This window comes from Bacillus sp. T17B1, from assembly GCF_026796395.1.
GTDB classification, from domain to species: domain Bacteria; phylum Bacillota; class Bacilli; order Bacillales; family Bacillaceae; genus Bacillus; species Bacillus spizizenii_A.
Window position 1 is genome coordinate 1 of the sequence record NZ_JALAYA010000016.1, and the last position, 14,244, is coordinate 14,244.

The window sequence follows — 14,244 nt, forward strand, 5'->3', positions numbered from 1 at the left end:
TACTTAGAGGGGATAATATCAAACGGCAAGTCTTTTTTAATTACTTCTGATTTGCAGCTTCGACAGACGCTCCGATAAAGCCTTTGAATAGAGGCTGAGGTCTCGTCGGTCTGGACTTGAATTCTGGATGGAACTGAGAAGCCACGAACCAAGGGTGATCTTTTAGCTCGATGATTTCAACAAGGCGTCCGTCAGGGCTTGTGCCTGAGAATACGAAGCCTTGATCTTCCATTTGCTGTCTGAATTCGTTGTTGAATTCATAACGGTGGCGGTGACGCTCGTACACCACTTCATCCTGATACACTTCAAAGGCTTTCGTGCCTTCTTCAAGCTTACAAGGGTAAAGGCCGAGACGAAGCGTTCCTCCAAGATCCTCAACATCCTTCTGTTCAGGAAGAAGGTCAATAATCGGGTATTGAGTTGACGGATCAATTTCCGCAGAGTGAGCACCTTTTAAGCCCAATACATTACGTGCGTATTCAATAGACGCAACCTGCATACCCAAGCAAATACCCAAGAATGGAATATTGTTTTCACGCGCGTATTTGGTTGCAACGATTTTGCCTTCAACACCGCGGTCTCCGAATCCGCCCGGCACGATAATACCGTCCGTTCCGCTTGTGAGCTCCTGGATGTTGCTTTCTGTCACTTCTTCTGCATTGATCCATTTCACTTTTACATCTGTGTCAAACGCATAACCCGCATGGCGGAGAGACTCCACAACAGAGATGTATGCGTCAGGAAGCTCAACGTATTTCCCGACAAGGCCGATCGTAATCGTTTGAGACAGATTGCTAACCTTGTTAACAAGCTCTTTCCACTCTGACATCTCAGCTTCTTTGCATGCCAATTGCATGTGCTCGCAAACAAGCTTATCAAGCCCTTGTTTTTGAAGCTCAAGCGGAATGGAGTAAAGGTTGTCCGCATCCTCACACTCGATCACCGCTTTTGTATCGATGTCGCAGAATAGCGCGATTTTATCTTTCATATCTTGAGAAATCGGCATTTCTGTACGCACGACGATGATGTTTGGCTGAATGCCCAAACTGCGTAATTCTTTTACGCTGTGCTGTGTCGGTTTTGTTTTCAATTCGCCCGCAGCCTTAATGTAAGGAACAAGCGTACAGTGGATGTACATTACATTTTCACGGCCGATGTCGCTCTTCATTTGGCGGATCGCTTCAAGGAATGGCAGTGATTCGATATCTCCGACAGTACCGCCAATTTCTGTAATGACGACATCCGCGTTTGTTTCTTTCCCCGCACGGTAAACACGGTCTTTCAATTCGTTTGTGATGTGCGGGATAACCTGTACGGTTCCGCCAAGGTAGTCTCCGCGTCGTTCTTTTTTAAGAACTGTTGAATAGATTTTACCAGTTGTTACGTTGCTGAATTTATTCAGGTTGATGTCGATAAAACGCTCATAGTGACCAAGGTCCAAGTCTGTTTCTGCGCCGTCATCCGTTACGAATACTTCACCGTGCTGGTATGGGCTCATCGTTCCCGGGTCGACGTTAATGTATGGATCAAATTTTTGGATCGTCACGTTCAGTCCGCGGTTTTTCAGCAAACGCCCCAATGAAGCTGCTACAATACCCTTTCCAAGCGAGGATACGACTCCCCCGGTTACAAAAATATATTTCGTCATTTCGTTTGCTCCTCTCTTCGCTCATAGCTACATTTTTAAAATGTACTGTTTTATAGAAAATCATTTAGCCTTTTAAATGATTTATAAGAAAAATGAGGGGTGAAAATAAGAAAGCTCCCTTTCAATTTCTTGAAAGGGAGCATAACGCACTATGTTCTCTCTTCGTTTTTGAAGAGCCCAAAATACATACTACATAGTTCGACTTTGAAAGTCAAGATTGTTTTGAAGATGATCTATTACTATTTGAGATCCTCATCTTCATCATCAAGATCTTCATCATCTTCATCAATAATATCCTCTTCGATCTCTAGATCATCGTCGTCTTCATCAAGATCTTCATCGTCAAAATCGTCAGCCTCAATATCAAGTTCTTCCTCGACTACATCTAAATCAATGTCGTCTTCATCGATCTCTTCAAACTCGTCAAGGTCAAGATCTTCTTCGACTACTTTCTTCGCTTTTTTCTTTTTCGCCTTGACGGTCGGCTGCGTTTCTTCGTCAAGCTGATCATACGGATACCAGCTGCGAAGTCCCCAAGTCTGGTCAGAAAGCGCCAGGAAGCGGCCGTCAATGTTTAAATCTGTATAAAATTGAGCGATGCGGTCTCCAAGCTCTTCTTTTGCCACGCCGAGCAAAGACGCAATTTCATTTAAAAGCTCCTGAAAAGGAACTGGTTTTTTATGTTCTTCAAATAATTCGTGAGCGATTTCAACTAAAGCCATTTCCTTTAGCTCTTCCTGTGAATATTGTTTGATACCCAAGGTCGGACACTCCCTTTCTATTACTTATATGTATCTGTTTTATCATTAATGAAAGCGATTTTGTATCGTTCTTATACAAACCATACCTCTCATTATAAACAAAATAAAACAGAATATGCTACCCTTAACAGCGTTAATTTAAATAATTTTACAAGAGTGTTCCGACTGATAGATGTTTTGCGTTATTCCGCGAGCATTCTGGAGATGACAAGTCTTTGAATTTCTTGAGTGCCTTCATAGATTTGCGTGATTTTTGCATCACGCATATAGCGTTCAACCGGATAATCTTTTGTATAGCCATAGCCGCCGAAAATCTGCACGGCTTCGGTCGTCACCTTCATTGCCGTATCCCCCGCCAGCAGTTTGGACATGGCGGAAGCTTTTCCATATGGAAGGCCTGATGATTCCAGCCATGCCGCCTGATAGGTCAATAGCCTTGAAGCTTCTATCATTGTAGCCATATCCGCGAGTTTAAAAGCAATGCCCTGCTGCTCTGCGATCGATTTTCCGAATTGCTTTCTCTCTTTTGCGTATTGAAGCGCCGCATCAAGCGCTCCCTGTGCGATGCCCACGGCTTGAGCAGCAATGCCGTTTCTGCCTCCGTCAAGCGTCTTCATGGCAATTTTGAAACCCTCCCCTTCTTCTCCGAGACGGTTTGCTGCAGGTACAACACAATCTTCGAACATAATTTCCGTTGTCGGAGACGAACGGATGCCCAGCTTCTTTTCTTTCTTGCCTGTCAAAAAACCTTCGAATTCCTTTTCTACAATAAAAGCGGAAATGCCTTTTTTCTTTTTCTCGGGATCGGTGACTGCAAAAACAATGTAAATATCCGCGATGCCGCCGTTCGTAATAAACACTTTTGAGCCATTTAACACATAGTCATCGCCGATTTGTTCAGCAGTTGTTTTCATGCCGCCGGCGTCAGAGCCGGATCCTGCTTCGGTCAAAGCAAAAGCGCCGATTTTCTCTCCAAGGGCCAGTTGTGTCAAATAATCTGTCTTCTGCTCTTCCGTCCCAAAGGCAAACAGCGGCCAGCTGCAAAGAGAGATATGGGCGGAAAGCGTCACACCGGTGGAGGCGCACACTTTCGACAGTTCCTCCACCGCGATGACGTAGGCCAGATAGTCACTTCCGATTCCCCCATAATCTTCAGGCCATGGAATTCCCGTCAGCCCCAGATTCGCCATTTCCCGAAACAGCTCACGGTCGAAGCGTTCTTTTTCGTCGCGTTCTGCGGCTGTCGGGGCCACCTCATGCTTCGCAAAATCACGCACCAATTTCCTGATCATCTCGTGTTCTTCTGATAATGAAAACTTCACGGCTTCTCCCCCATTTTCATATCAGCACCTAAGACAGATTGGGCCAGAAGCTCGGCGACGTCATACGTTTTGACTTTGTCTTCGGCTTCTTTCGCCTTTGTGCCATCCCCGAGCATCGTGAGACAGTAAGGACAGCCTGAGCTGATCACCGATGGGTTGACCGCGAGCGCTTGCTCTGTCCTCGCGACGTTAATCCTGTTGCCTGTTTCTTCCTCCATCCACATTAACCCCCCGCCGGCGCCGCAGCACATGCCGGTTTCCCTGCTTCTCTCCATTTCAATTAGCTGCACGCCCGGAATGGCATTCAAAATCTCTCTCGGCGGATCATAAACTTCGTTGTAGCGGCCCAAATAGCATGAATCGTGGAAGGTAATCGCCTCTTGAAGCGGGTGCTGCGGTTTTAATTTTCCGTTCCTCACCAGCTCAGCCAACACCTCTGTGTGATGATAAACCTCGCCTTCAAAGCCGAAATCTGGATACTCGTTTTTAAATAAATTGTATGCATGCGGATCGATCGTAACGATTTTGTTGACATGATTTTTTTCAAATTCAGAGATATTCTTCTCAGCCAGCTCTTGGAATAAAAATTCATTTCCAAGGCGGCGCGGCGTGTCTCCTGAATTTTTTTCTTTATTGCCGAGGATCGCAAAGGACACGCCGGCGTGATTGAGCAGCTTGGCAAAAGAAATCGCGATTTTCTGGCTTCTGTTGTCGTAAGACCCCATGGAACCGACCCAGAAAAGGTATTCAAATTCTTTTCCTTCTTTTTTCATTTCTTTTACAGTCGGAATTTCAGCATCCGGCGCCGCGTCACGCCAATTTTCGCGTTCCTTGCGGTTGAGGCCCCACGGATTTCCCTGCCGCTCGATACTGGTCATGGCGCGCTGTGCGTCACTATCCATTTTTCCTTCTGTCAATACGAGGTAGCGGCGAAGGTCGATAATTTTATCCACGTGTTCGTTCATGACCGGACATTGATCCTCACAATTCCGGCAAGTGGTGCACGCCCAAATTTCTTCCTCTGTAATGACGTCTCCGATCAAGCTCGGATTGTAATCTAGCGCTGCCGCGGCTTCCTGCGAACCGCTGCCCGCTGACGCCGCAGCCAGCTGATTTCCTCTTGTGTGCCGGAACGCTGCCGCGGGCACCCATGGCGAGCGCGAGGTGACGGCGGCGCCTTTTTCAGTGAGATGGTCTCTGAGACGCAAAATTAAGTCCATCGGCGACAGCATTTTTCCGGTGCCTGTTGCTGGGCACATATTGGTGCAGCGGCCGCACTCGACGCATGCGTACAGATCAAGCAGCTGGGACTGCCGGAAATCTTCAATTTTTCCCGCTCCGTAGCTTTCTTTCGTTTCGTCGGTAAAATCAATTTTTTCAAGCTTACCGGCTGACTCCATTCTATTGAAAAAGACATTTGCCGGTCCGGCGATTAAGTGGGCATGCTTCGACTGAGGCACGTACACTAAAAAGCTCAGCAAGAACAGAAGGTGCACCCACCATGCGATATAGAAAATTACTGCCGCACCTGTTTCCCCGACTCCGCTAAGCAAAAACGCGATACCTGATGCAATCGGCTCACTCCACGAAAGCCCATGCTCATGCCAGATCAGGTTCATCCCGTTTCCAGCCAGAACAGTCAGCATCAATCCTCCGATAAAAATAAGAACGAGTCCTGCTTTGAAATCGCGTTTCAGCCTGACGAGCTTTTCGATATAACGCCTGTAGAATGCCCAGCCCACAGCAATTAAAATGAGAAATGTAACGATTTCCTGAAAAAAGGTGAAGGCGGGATAGACAGGGCCAAGCGGCAAATTCCGATCGGGGGCCAGTCCTTTGATGATAAAGTCAATTGCTCCGAACTGAACCAAAATAAATCCGTAGAAAAACATGATGTGAATGATTCCGCTTTTCTTGTCCTTGAGCAGTTTTTTCTGTCCGAATACATTTACCCATATGGCGCGAAGCCGTTCCTTAATCCGTTGATCAAAATGTTCTTTCTGCCCAAGCCTGATGTAGGCCAGTCTCGTTTTAACCAAGTAGACAAACAAAAAGACAGCGTAAGCGGTTACAATCAGAAATAATAATGCATTTGCGATGAGAAAGCCGCTCATTCCAATTCCCCCTTTTTACTGATAAAGACCGCGATCCCCTACCCTCGAATCTGTTAAAGATTATCTCTATGATAAATAATGAATGAGTGTTCAGTCAATAATTAAATTCCTGCTGTTCGGGCACACTACCTTTACTACGGAAAGGAGTGCCGGAATGAAGATATTTTTTGTAATCCTCATCATTGTCATCATACTATTGGCTTTTATTCTGCTTGATATCTTCATGGGTCGCGCCGTTTATAAAAAAAACGCGTACGAGCCTGTTTTTTCGAAAAAGAAGAGTGATATTGAAATGATCCACTGCGGTGCTGATCTTGTCGAACGGATGATGGAAGACATCCGCCAGGCCGTTTCCTCTGTTCACGTGATGTTTTTTATTATGAAAAATGATGAGGTCAGCCACAATATGTTTACACTGCTGAAAGCAAAAGCTAAAGCCGGTGTTTCTGTTTATTTGCTGCTGGATTGGTCGGGCAGCCAAAACATTAAAAAACCGGCGCTGGAGACGATGAAACATACCGGGGTTCATGTTCATTTTCTTAACAAGCCCCGTTTTCCTTTTTTCTTTTTCCATATGCAAAAACGAAATCACCGAAAAATCGCTGTCATAGACGGAAGAATCGGTTATATCGGCGGGTTTAACATCGGTGAAGAATACCTTGGAAAAAAGGCGAAGTTCGGCAATTGGGAGGATTATCATCTGCGCATGAAGGGAGAAGGCGTCCGCGATCTTCAGACGCTTTTTACAACCGATCTGAAACGGAATACCGGATCAGCTGAATTGGCACTGGAAGTTTGGCCGGAGCTTCCGCGAGGGAATATCTCTCATAAGATTTATGCGACTGATGGTTATTCTCTTGAAAAAACGTATTTGGCTAATATCGCGCAGGCAAAAGACCGCATCACCATTTGCACACCTTATTATATTCCGACAAAACCGATTCAGCAGGCATTGGTCAAAGCAAGAAAAAACGGTGTAGCGGTTACGATCATTGTGCCGATGAAATCAGATCACCCGCTAGTCAGAGAGGCAGCTTTTACGTATTATTCGGAGCTCTTGGATGCCGGCTGTCTTATCTACCGTTTTTACCAGGGGTTTTATCATGTAAAGGCCCTGATCATTGACGATCACTTCAGCATCATTGGCACCGCCAATTTTGATCAGCGAAGCTTTTTTTTAAATGAAGAGGTGAATGTTGAAATCGATGATAAGGCTTTTACAAAAGAAGTCTATGCCACGATTGAAGAGGATATTAATAGGTCGGAGCTGTTGACAAAGGAGAAATTCAAAAAGCGTACGTTTAGACAGCGCCCGGCGGAATGGCTAGGCAGAGCATTATCTTATTTTTTATAAAGGAGAGTTCCTATGATTTTCAGATTCGGGTTCGTTTCAAACGCGATGAGCCTTTGGGAGGCGTCTCCCGCTAAAACGTTGACATTCGCGCGTTATTCCAAGCTTTCAAAGGATGAAAGAAAAGAAGCCCTGCTGACTGTGACAAGAGCCAATTTACGTAATACGATGAGAACCCTTCACTATATCATCGGCCACGGTATTCCTTTGTACCGTTTTTCCAGTTCAATTGTGCCGCTGGCCACGCATCCCGATGTCATGTGGGATTTTGTAACGCCATTTCAAAAGGAGTTCCGGGAGATTGGAGAGCTTGTTAAAACACATCATCTGCGAACAAGCTTTCACCCAAACCAATTCACTCTGTTTACGAGCCCGAAGGAAAACGTCACAAAAAATGCGGTAACCGATATGGCATATCACTACCGCATGCTTGAAGCCATGGGCATTGCTGATCGCTCCATAATCAATATTCATATTGGCGGAGCTTACGGAGATAAAGAAACCGCCACTGCTCAATTTCATCATAATATGAAGCAGCTGCCGCAGGAGATCAAACAGCGGATGACGCTGGAAAACGATGATAAAACCTATACAACAGAAGAAACGCTTCAGGTCTGTGAACAAGAGGATGTTCCGTTTGTCTTTGACTTTCATCATTTTTACGCGAATCCAGATGATCACGCCAACCTGAATGAAGCACTGCCGCGGATGATCAAAACGTGGGAGCGGATAGGGCTGCAGCCAAAGGTTCACCTGTCTTCCCCAAAATCGGAGCAAGCCATACGCAGCCATGCCGATTATGTTGACGCCAATTTTTTGTTGCCGCTGTTAGAGCGCTTCAGACAATGGGGAACAAATATTGATTTCATGATTGAAGCAAAACAGAAAGACAAGGCGCTTCTCCGCCTGATGGATGAATTAAGCTCCATCCGCGGTGTCAAACGCATCGGCGGCGGCACGCTTCAATGGAAATTATAAATGTGCCATATTAGGTTTACATTTTGTCCACTCTGGGAACATACGCTATATAAGACACCAACCGATGGAGGAGAAAGATTATGAAAAACATCAAGTCTCTAAAAGTAGCTGCACAGGCTTTTACTTTAAGAAATTTGATTCATCTATATAAAATGTGCCATTCTGGAAGCCACGAGGTTTATATTTATTCAAAGAAAACAATGTGCAAAATTAAAAGCTTAATTGAGCTTGAGACGTTCCGTATGGCTCATGATGAAAATGAATATCTGATTGTAGTCGAAGGAACTAAAGCATCACAGCTGATTGAAAAGTTCCAAAAAATTATCGAGCCTGCTGAAAAAGAAGCACTCTAACTTACATACAATACAAAAAGGATAGACATGTTTTTGTCTATCCTTTTCCTTATGGTGACATAATAAAGCTGAACCGGTTTTATCCTGATACGGGAAAACCGGTGTAAGAATTTTGACGTGTTCAGCTCCGGCCTAAGATGACAGTATCAACAGTCTGATAAAACACACTGTAACCGTTATCGCCTTCACCTTCAAATTCATCCAGCCAATCGATGCTTCCATCCTCTAGATTTTTGTGTTCATATTCCCCTCTTATTGCTGCACCATTTGCCCGAATTGCGCTTGATGCAGCCTGCTGTAAAGACCTCCGGCTTTGATCAGGTCTTGATGTTTGCCTTGTTCTTCAATACCGTTGTTTGTGACGACCACAATTCTGTCCGCGTCTTTGATTGTCGCCAGCCTGTGGGCGATGACGAGCGTCGTGCGCCCCTCGGACAATTCTTGCAGCGCCTTTTGGATCGCCGCTTCTGTTTCTGTATCTAGGGCAGAGGTTGCTTCGTCGAGTATCAGGATCGACGGATTTTTCAAGAACATCCGTGCAATTGACAGGCGCTGTTTTTGACCGCCGGAAAGCTTAACGCCCCGTTCACCGATAATGGTATCCAGCCCATCCGGCATGTGATGGACGAGCTCTTCCAGATGCGCCTGCTTCACAGCCTGCCAAATGTCTTCTTCTGATGCGTCTAATCGGCCGTAGGCGATATTTTCTCGAAGCGTGCCCGAGAATAAGAAAACGTCCTGCTGCACGACGCCAATCTGACCCCGCAGCGAAGACAGCGTCATGTCTTTAATGCTGATGCCGTCGATCGTAATGTCACCCTCCGATGCTTCGTAAAAGCGCGGAAGCAGACTGCAAAGTGTCGATTTTCCCGCACCTGACGGACCGACGAACGCAACCGTTTCCCCCGCTTGAATGGACAGGTTAATGTCATTGAGGACATTGTGATGCTCATCATAGCCAAATGAAACGTGTTCATAGCAGATATTGCCCTTCAGACCGGAAACGTCTCTCGCATCAGGAGAATCCTGAATATCCGGCTCTGTCTCCATCAGTTCCATATAGCTTTTGAAACCGGCAATTCCTCTCGGATACATTTCGATAATCGCGTTAATTTTATCAATGGGCCTGAATAGCACATTCGTCAGGAGCACAAACGCCACGAATTCCCCGTACGATAAAGAGCCGCGAATGACAAACCACGTTCCGCACAAAAGCACAAACAGCGTGACAAACCGAGTCAGCATATAGCTGATTGAGCCATTTTTCGCCATGATTTTATATGAGGAAAGCTTTGTGACACGGAAACGCTGATTGTTAACAGCGAAGCGTTCTTTTTCAAATGATTCATTGCCGAACGCCTGCACAAGCCGGATCCCGCCGATATTATTTTCTACACGCGCGCTGAAGTCTCCGATATCTTTGTTCAGCGTGGTAAACGCTCTGGTCATTTTTTTGTTGAAATAAAGCGCTAGCCAAATGACAATCGGCATGATGATAAACGTTAATAATGCAAGCTGCCAGTTAATAAACAGCATGACACCGAACGCCCCGAGAATGGTCATGATGGCAATGAACAGGTCTTCCGGGCCATGATGGGCAACTTCGCCGATGTACATTAAATCGTTTGTCAGCTTCGACATCAGCGTTCCCGTCTTGTTGTTGTCGTAAAATTTGAACGAGAGCTTTTGCAAATGGTCAAAAAGCGACTTTCTCATATCGGTCTCGATATTAATCCCGAGCATGTGTCCCCAGTATGTGACGATATACTGGAGAGCCGAGCTGAGCGCATAAACCGCAAATAAGCCGATTGAGGTCGCGATGATCAGCCCCCAGTCCTTGCCCGGAAGCAAGGTGTCAATAAAATAATTGACGATTAAAGGAAAACTCAGCTCCATTAAGCCTCCCGCGATCGCCGAGAAAAAATCGAGAAAGAACAACGTTTTGTATGGTTTATAATACGAAAAAAATTGCCGCAGCACCCTATCTTCCCCCAATGCATAAATAACTGATAATTTTTTTCAATTATACTATACACCGGCATTTTTTATAGATGAGATTTCTTTTTTTACAGAACACCTGAAAACAGTCGGGCTAAGGATTCTTTTGTCCGGTCGGTCATTCCCCTTTTATAAAAGCCGACAGGGCTGAGTTTTTCACTGTCCAGCATATCCTCTTCGAAATGGGCTTCAAGGGTGCGGATCGCTTCGGCATCCGTGAAGAACACGTTTACTTCAAAGTTGAGCTGGAAGCTGCGCATATCCATATTCGCGGTGCCGACGGAGGCGAGATCGCCATCTACAATCATGACTTTTTGGTGCATGAAGCCTTTTTGATAAGAATACACCTCTATGCCTTCGAGAAGCAGCTCTGGGAAATAGGATCTTGATGCGTATTGCGTCAAAAAGCTATCATTCTTCTCCGGCACCATGACCCTTACTTCTACGCCTTTAGTCGCCGCTGCTTTGAGCGCCGTGCGAATGGATTCATTCGGAACGAAATAAGGTGTAGCGATCCATATTGATTTCTGTGCTGAAGAAATCATTTCATAATAAAGGTCGCTCATGCTTTCCTTCATGTCAGGGCCTGTCGCGACAACTTGGTAAATGCCCTCTCCTTCCACGGGAACCGGGGTATTGTACTCCTCTTGATCAATTAACACTTCATTGGAGACGTATTCCCAATCGAGCATAAAGATGGCGTGAAGCGTTTGCACAATTTCGCCTTCCAGCCGCAGATGAGTATCTCTCCAAAACCCGATGTCCGGATCTCTGCTGATATATTCCTTCCCGACATTTAATCCGCCGACAAAACCGGTTTTTCCGTCGATGATGACGATCTTCCGGTGATTTCTGAAATTCAGCTTCTGATTGAAGAACCCGTATTTCAGCGGAGAAAACGGAACGATGTCCACTCCCGCTTGTTTCATTTTCATGATGTCTCTTCTTTCCAGCTTGATGCTTCCTGCGGCGTCATATAAAAACCTTACATCGACACCCTGGCGCGCTTTTTCCATCATAATGTCCATCATGCCGCGGCCAAGCATGTCTGATTTAAACATGTAGTATTCAATATGTATATAAGATTTCGCTTTCCTCATCGCTTTGAAAAGGTCCGGAAAGGTTTCTTCGCCGTTTTTCAGCACTTTAATCTTGCTTTTCGTATTGATATTCATATGGGCAGCCCTGATGGAATACGTAAAGAATCTCTCCTGATTGTCTTTCAGCCCTTTCACTTCCGGCGTTTCCTCCATGTCAAACAGCTTCCTGAGCTTTTCCCTGTTGTGCATTCGTTTTGTCTTGAACAGCTTCCCTTTTACATAAAGCTGTCCGGAAAACAGATAAAACATGTAGCCTGCGATCGGAAAAAAGACAAGAATGTGGATCCATAGCAGCGTGTGCTGCGATGTGCGGTTTTCAAGAATTAACGAATAGATGCTGAACAAAATAATGCTGACATAGCAAAGCAATCCCCCGTAAAACTCAAGTCTGGAAACCGGAAAAACCCATATGACATATGCTCCGATAAGCATCATATATAAAAAGAAAAATTCCAGTCTCCTTTTCAGCATCCTGATTCTCTCCAATCTGATTCGATTACATCCGTATTACCTCTTTTTTCTAATCGATAAACCTTCTATGTAAAAAGCCTCTCCGCAAGATGCGAAAAGGCTTATGAAGAAGCTTCCTGAGATTGGCCGGATGTGATGTTCTGGAGCATGGCCGGATTGAGGGAATAGCTGCTTTTGATTTTATTTTTGAAGAAGCTGACGATCAGGCCCGTGACCGCAATCGACACTAAGGAAAAGAGCCCTTTCAGCAATCCGACGGAGAAAATGCCGACCAGCACTACGCCAAAGTCGAAGAGGAAATTAACCGTACCCGGATTCCATCCGTAGCGCTTTTGCAGAAATAAAGCAAGAATATTGGCGCCGCCGAGCGAAGCCTGATGATAAAACATGAGCGACAAGCCCAACCCAATCAGCGCACCGCCGCAAATTGCCCCGGCAAACGGCGAAAAAGAGACAGACGGCAGCCAGTGATCCGCGCTTGTAAACAGAGTCAGCGCTGTGACTGCAAATACAGTAGATAGGGTGAATTGGATGCCCATTCTGATGAGAGAAAACACGTAAAACGGGATATTGATCAGAAAGAAGATCATGGCAAACGAGGAATGAAACAAGTATGTCAGGCTTAGTGACAATCCGGCTGTCCCGCCGGTTAATACGTGAGAATGTCTGAGTGTCAGGACCCCCGCGCTTGTCATAAGACAAGCAGCTACAATGAGTAAAATCCGCTTCATTCTTCACTCTCCTTATTAAAATGTTATTCCCAAATACAAACATACCAGGATTCCTGACCGCCCAGCCATTACCTTGGCAGAAAATATCTTACGTTTTTATTTTTTTATCAAACTGTTTTGTAAGACTTGTTTCCATCATCATAAAAAAATCCCCCTCTTTCAAGGGGGATTTTTACGAGCGTTTTCGATACACGACATAGCTTCGTGTCAAATACTTGAGCGGCAGACTGAACACGTGTACCAATCTTGTAAACGGCCACAGGATAAAAATGATGTACCCTATCATGATATGAAGCTTAAACCATAGCGGGACACTCCCCATCAAAGAGGCGTCAGGGCTGAACAAAAAGATCTCCCTGAACCACGGCCCGACTGTTGTCCGGTAATCAAATCCTTTCGAATCAATGTTTAGAAACGTGGCGGCAACGCCTGACAGCATCATGAACAGCAGCAGGATGAGAATAAGGATATCCGATAGCGAGCTTGTTTTGCGGATTCTTTTGTCAAACAGCCTTCTGTACGTCAGGATGAAAAGTCCGGTACATGCCACAATCCCCGCCGGCAGGCCTGCGCCAATCGCCATCTTGTGATAAGCATGCTCTGAAATGCCAATAGAGGTGTACACGGCTTCCGGGATCAGAATTCCCATGAGATGCCCGCCGATAACGCACAGCATGCCCCAGTGAAAAAGTGTACTGCCCGCCGCAAGTTTTTTCTTTTCTAACAGCTCGCTGGATTTCGCCGTCCACCCAAATTGGTCATGCTGGTAGCGGTAAATATGGCCGCCGATAAAGATTGTTATTACAATGTATGGCATCACGCCCCACAGGATCTGCCCGCTCATGCCTGAACAGCCCCTTCAATGCTTTCACGTACGCCGATGTTTTCCAGCGCGGCCAGCAGCACGTACAGCAGCTCCGCATATATGCTGTCATTTTTTCCGAGGCGGGATGCCAGCTCCCTCACATTGGACAGATATTTCTCAAACACGCTTCTCGCTGCTTCAATCTCTGCAACCGCGGCAAATTCCAGCATAAGCGGCAAATAATCAGGCAGCTCTTTCTCTGTCGGCAGGAAGCCGGATTGCTGATATGTGTTTTTTAAATGCAGCAATTCAACGCCGCGTTCTCTTTGCTCACCTGAATTAAAGTAAGTGACGTACATATTCGTTTTTTTTCCGAAGTCGAACGTATAGACGTAGTGTTCAATCAGCGTTTCTTGAGAAAAGCTGGCTGACGCCTCTAAAAAGTGCAGCAGCTTCTCCCGAATTTGATGGTTGCTGATGTCATGGATAAGAGCCTTCCACTCGGGAAGCTCGGCTCTCCACTCTTCATCCGGATAGGAAAGAAGACAGGAAAGAGCGGAGAACGTGATTTGCCGGTCTGTGGTGTTCATCTTGTTACACCTCGTTTATCAA

At 45.7% G+C, this 14,244-nt stretch carries 12 protein-coding genes and 1 pseudogene; 3 read left to right on the plus strand and 10 right to left on the minus strand.

Translation table 11 applies throughout. The features are described from left to right. Positions 1-40 precede the first annotated feature (40 nt). The 4 genes from pyrG to MOF34_RS08825 all read right to left on the minus strand — a co-directional run bounded on the left by pyrG (position 41) and on the right by MOF34_RS08825 (position 5,845). Complete coding sequence (gene pyrG, locus MOF34_RS08810) at positions 41-1,648, minus strand: glutamine hydrolyzing CTP synthase (RefSeq protein ID WP_019716050.1); 1,608 nt, start codon at positions 1,646-1,648, stop codon at positions 41-43. 239 nt (positions 1,649-1,887) lie between these two features. Then, positions 1,888-2,409 carry a DNA-directed RNA polymerase subunit delta gene (gene rpoE, locus MOF34_RS08815; RefSeq protein ID WP_019716051.1) on the minus strand — a complete coding sequence of 174 codons (522 nt, stop codon included), beginning with the start codon at positions 2,407-2,409 and terminating at the stop codon, positions 1,888-1,890. 182 nt (positions 2,410-2,591) lie between these two features. Next, entirely contained in the window at positions 2,592-3,731 is a 1,140-nt protein-coding gene (acdA, locus tag MOF34_RS08820) for an acyl-CoA dehydrogenase AcdA (RefSeq protein WP_019716052.1), read from the minus strand. Continuing rightward, positions 3,728-5,845: a heterodisulfide reductase-related iron-sulfur binding cluster gene (locus MOF34_RS08825; RefSeq protein ID WP_268399840.1), complete on the minus strand. Its 2,118-nt coding sequence runs from the start codon at positions 5,843-5,845 to the stop codon at positions 3,728-3,730. The genes acdA and MOF34_RS08825 overlap by 4 nt, the downstream gene beginning before the upstream one ends. A gap of 154 nt (positions 5,846-5,999) precedes the next feature. Between MOF34_RS08825 and cls (MOF34_RS08830) the strand changes: the two genes are divergently transcribed. From cls (MOF34_RS08830) to MOF34_RS08840, 3 genes are all read left to right on the plus strand, one after another. Then, positions 6,000-7,199: a cardiolipin synthase gene (cls, locus tag MOF34_RS08830; RefSeq protein WP_268399841.1), complete on the plus strand. Its 1,200-nt coding sequence runs from the start codon at positions 6,000-6,002 to the stop codon at positions 7,197-7,199. Between the two features lie 12 nt (positions 7,200-7,211). After that, on the plus strand, positions 7,212-8,174 hold the full coding sequence (gene uvsE, locus MOF34_RS08835; RefSeq protein WP_268399842.1) for a UV DNA damage repair endonuclease UvsE: 963 nt from the start codon (positions 7,212-7,214) through the stop codon (positions 8,172-8,174). An 80-nt stretch (positions 8,175-8,254) separates the two neighbouring features. Then, positions 8,255-8,527, plus strand: coding sequence for a hypothetical protein (locus MOF34_RS08840; RefSeq protein WP_019716056.1), 273 nt, complete (start codon positions 8,255-8,257; stop codon positions 8,525-8,527). A 75-nt stretch (positions 8,528-8,602) separates the two neighbouring features. Here the strand turns inward: MOF34_RS08840 and MOF34_RS08845 are convergent. From MOF34_RS08845 to narJ, 6 genes and pseudogenes are all read right to left on the minus strand, one after another. Continuing rightward, a pseudogene (locus MOF34_RS08845) lies at positions 8,603-8,804 on the minus strand (hypothetical protein); the annotation flags it as partial. Then, a complete protein-coding gene (locus MOF34_RS08850; RefSeq protein WP_268399843.1) occupies positions 8,780-10,507 on the minus strand; it encodes an ABC transporter ATP-binding protein in 1,728 nt (575 codons plus the stop codon). The pseudogene MOF34_RS08845 and the gene MOF34_RS08850, both read right to left, overlap by 25 nt. An 86-nt stretch (positions 10,508-10,593) precedes the next feature. Next, on the minus strand, positions 10,594-12,096 hold the full coding sequence (gene cls / locus MOF34_RS08855) for a cardiolipin synthase (protein ID WP_268399844.1): 1,503 nt from the start codon (positions 12,094-12,096) through the stop codon (positions 10,594-10,596). A gap of 101 nt (positions 12,097-12,197) precedes the next feature. Then, complete coding sequence (locus MOF34_RS08860; protein WP_268399845.1) at positions 12,198-12,827, minus strand: YitT family protein; 630 nt, start codon at positions 12,825-12,827, stop codon at positions 12,198-12,200. A 172-nt stretch (positions 12,828-12,999) separates the two neighbouring features. Further along, positions 13,000-13,671: a respiratory nitrate reductase subunit gamma gene (gene narI / locus MOF34_RS08865; protein ID WP_268399846.1), complete on the minus strand. Its 672-nt coding sequence runs from the start codon at positions 13,669-13,671 to the stop codon at positions 13,000-13,002. Further along, complete coding sequence (gene narJ / locus MOF34_RS08870; protein WP_268399847.1) at positions 13,668-14,222, minus strand: nitrate reductase molybdenum cofactor assembly chaperone; 555 nt, start codon at positions 14,220-14,222, stop codon at positions 13,668-13,670. The genes narI and narJ overlap by 4 nt, the downstream gene beginning before the upstream one ends. Positions 14,223-14,244 lie beyond the last annotated feature (22 nt).

What these genes read in the sequence shown, in the direction of transcription:
- MOF34_RS08860 (WP_268399845.1), bottom strand. Translation starts at nt 12,827, where the DNA reads ATGAAGCGGATTTTACTCATTGTAGCTGCTTGTCTTATGACAAGCGCG.
- pyrG (WP_019716050.1), bottom strand. Translation starts at nt 1,648, where the DNA reads ATGACGAAATATATTTTTGTAACCGGGGGAGTCGTATCCTCGCTTGGA.
- uvsE (WP_268399842.1), top strand. Translation starts at nt 7,212, where the DNA reads ATGATTTTCAGATTCGGGTTCGTTTCAAACGCGATGAGCCTTTGGGAG.
- cls (WP_268399844.1), bottom strand. Translation starts at nt 12,096, where the DNA reads ATGCTGAAAAGGAGACTGGAATTTTTCTTTTTATATATGATGCTTATC.
- MOF34_RS08840 (WP_019716056.1), top strand. Translation starts at nt 8,255, where the DNA reads ATGAAAAACATCAAGTCTCTAAAAGTAGCTGCACAGGCTTTTACTTTA.
- MOF34_RS08825 (WP_268399840.1), bottom strand. Translation starts at nt 5,845, where the DNA reads ATGAGCGGCTTTCTCATCGCAAATGCATTATTATTTCTGATTGTAACC.
- narI (WP_268399846.1), bottom strand. Translation starts at nt 13,671, where the DNA reads ATGAGCGGGCAGATCCTGTGGGGCGTGATGCCATACATTGTAATAACA.
- cls (WP_268399841.1), top strand. Translation starts at nt 6,000, where the DNA reads ATGAAGATATTTTTTGTAATCCTCATCATTGTCATCATACTATTGGCT.
- narJ (WP_268399847.1), bottom strand. Translation starts at nt 14,222, where the DNA reads ATGAACACCACAGACCGGCAAATCACGTTCTCCGCTCTTTCCTGTCTT.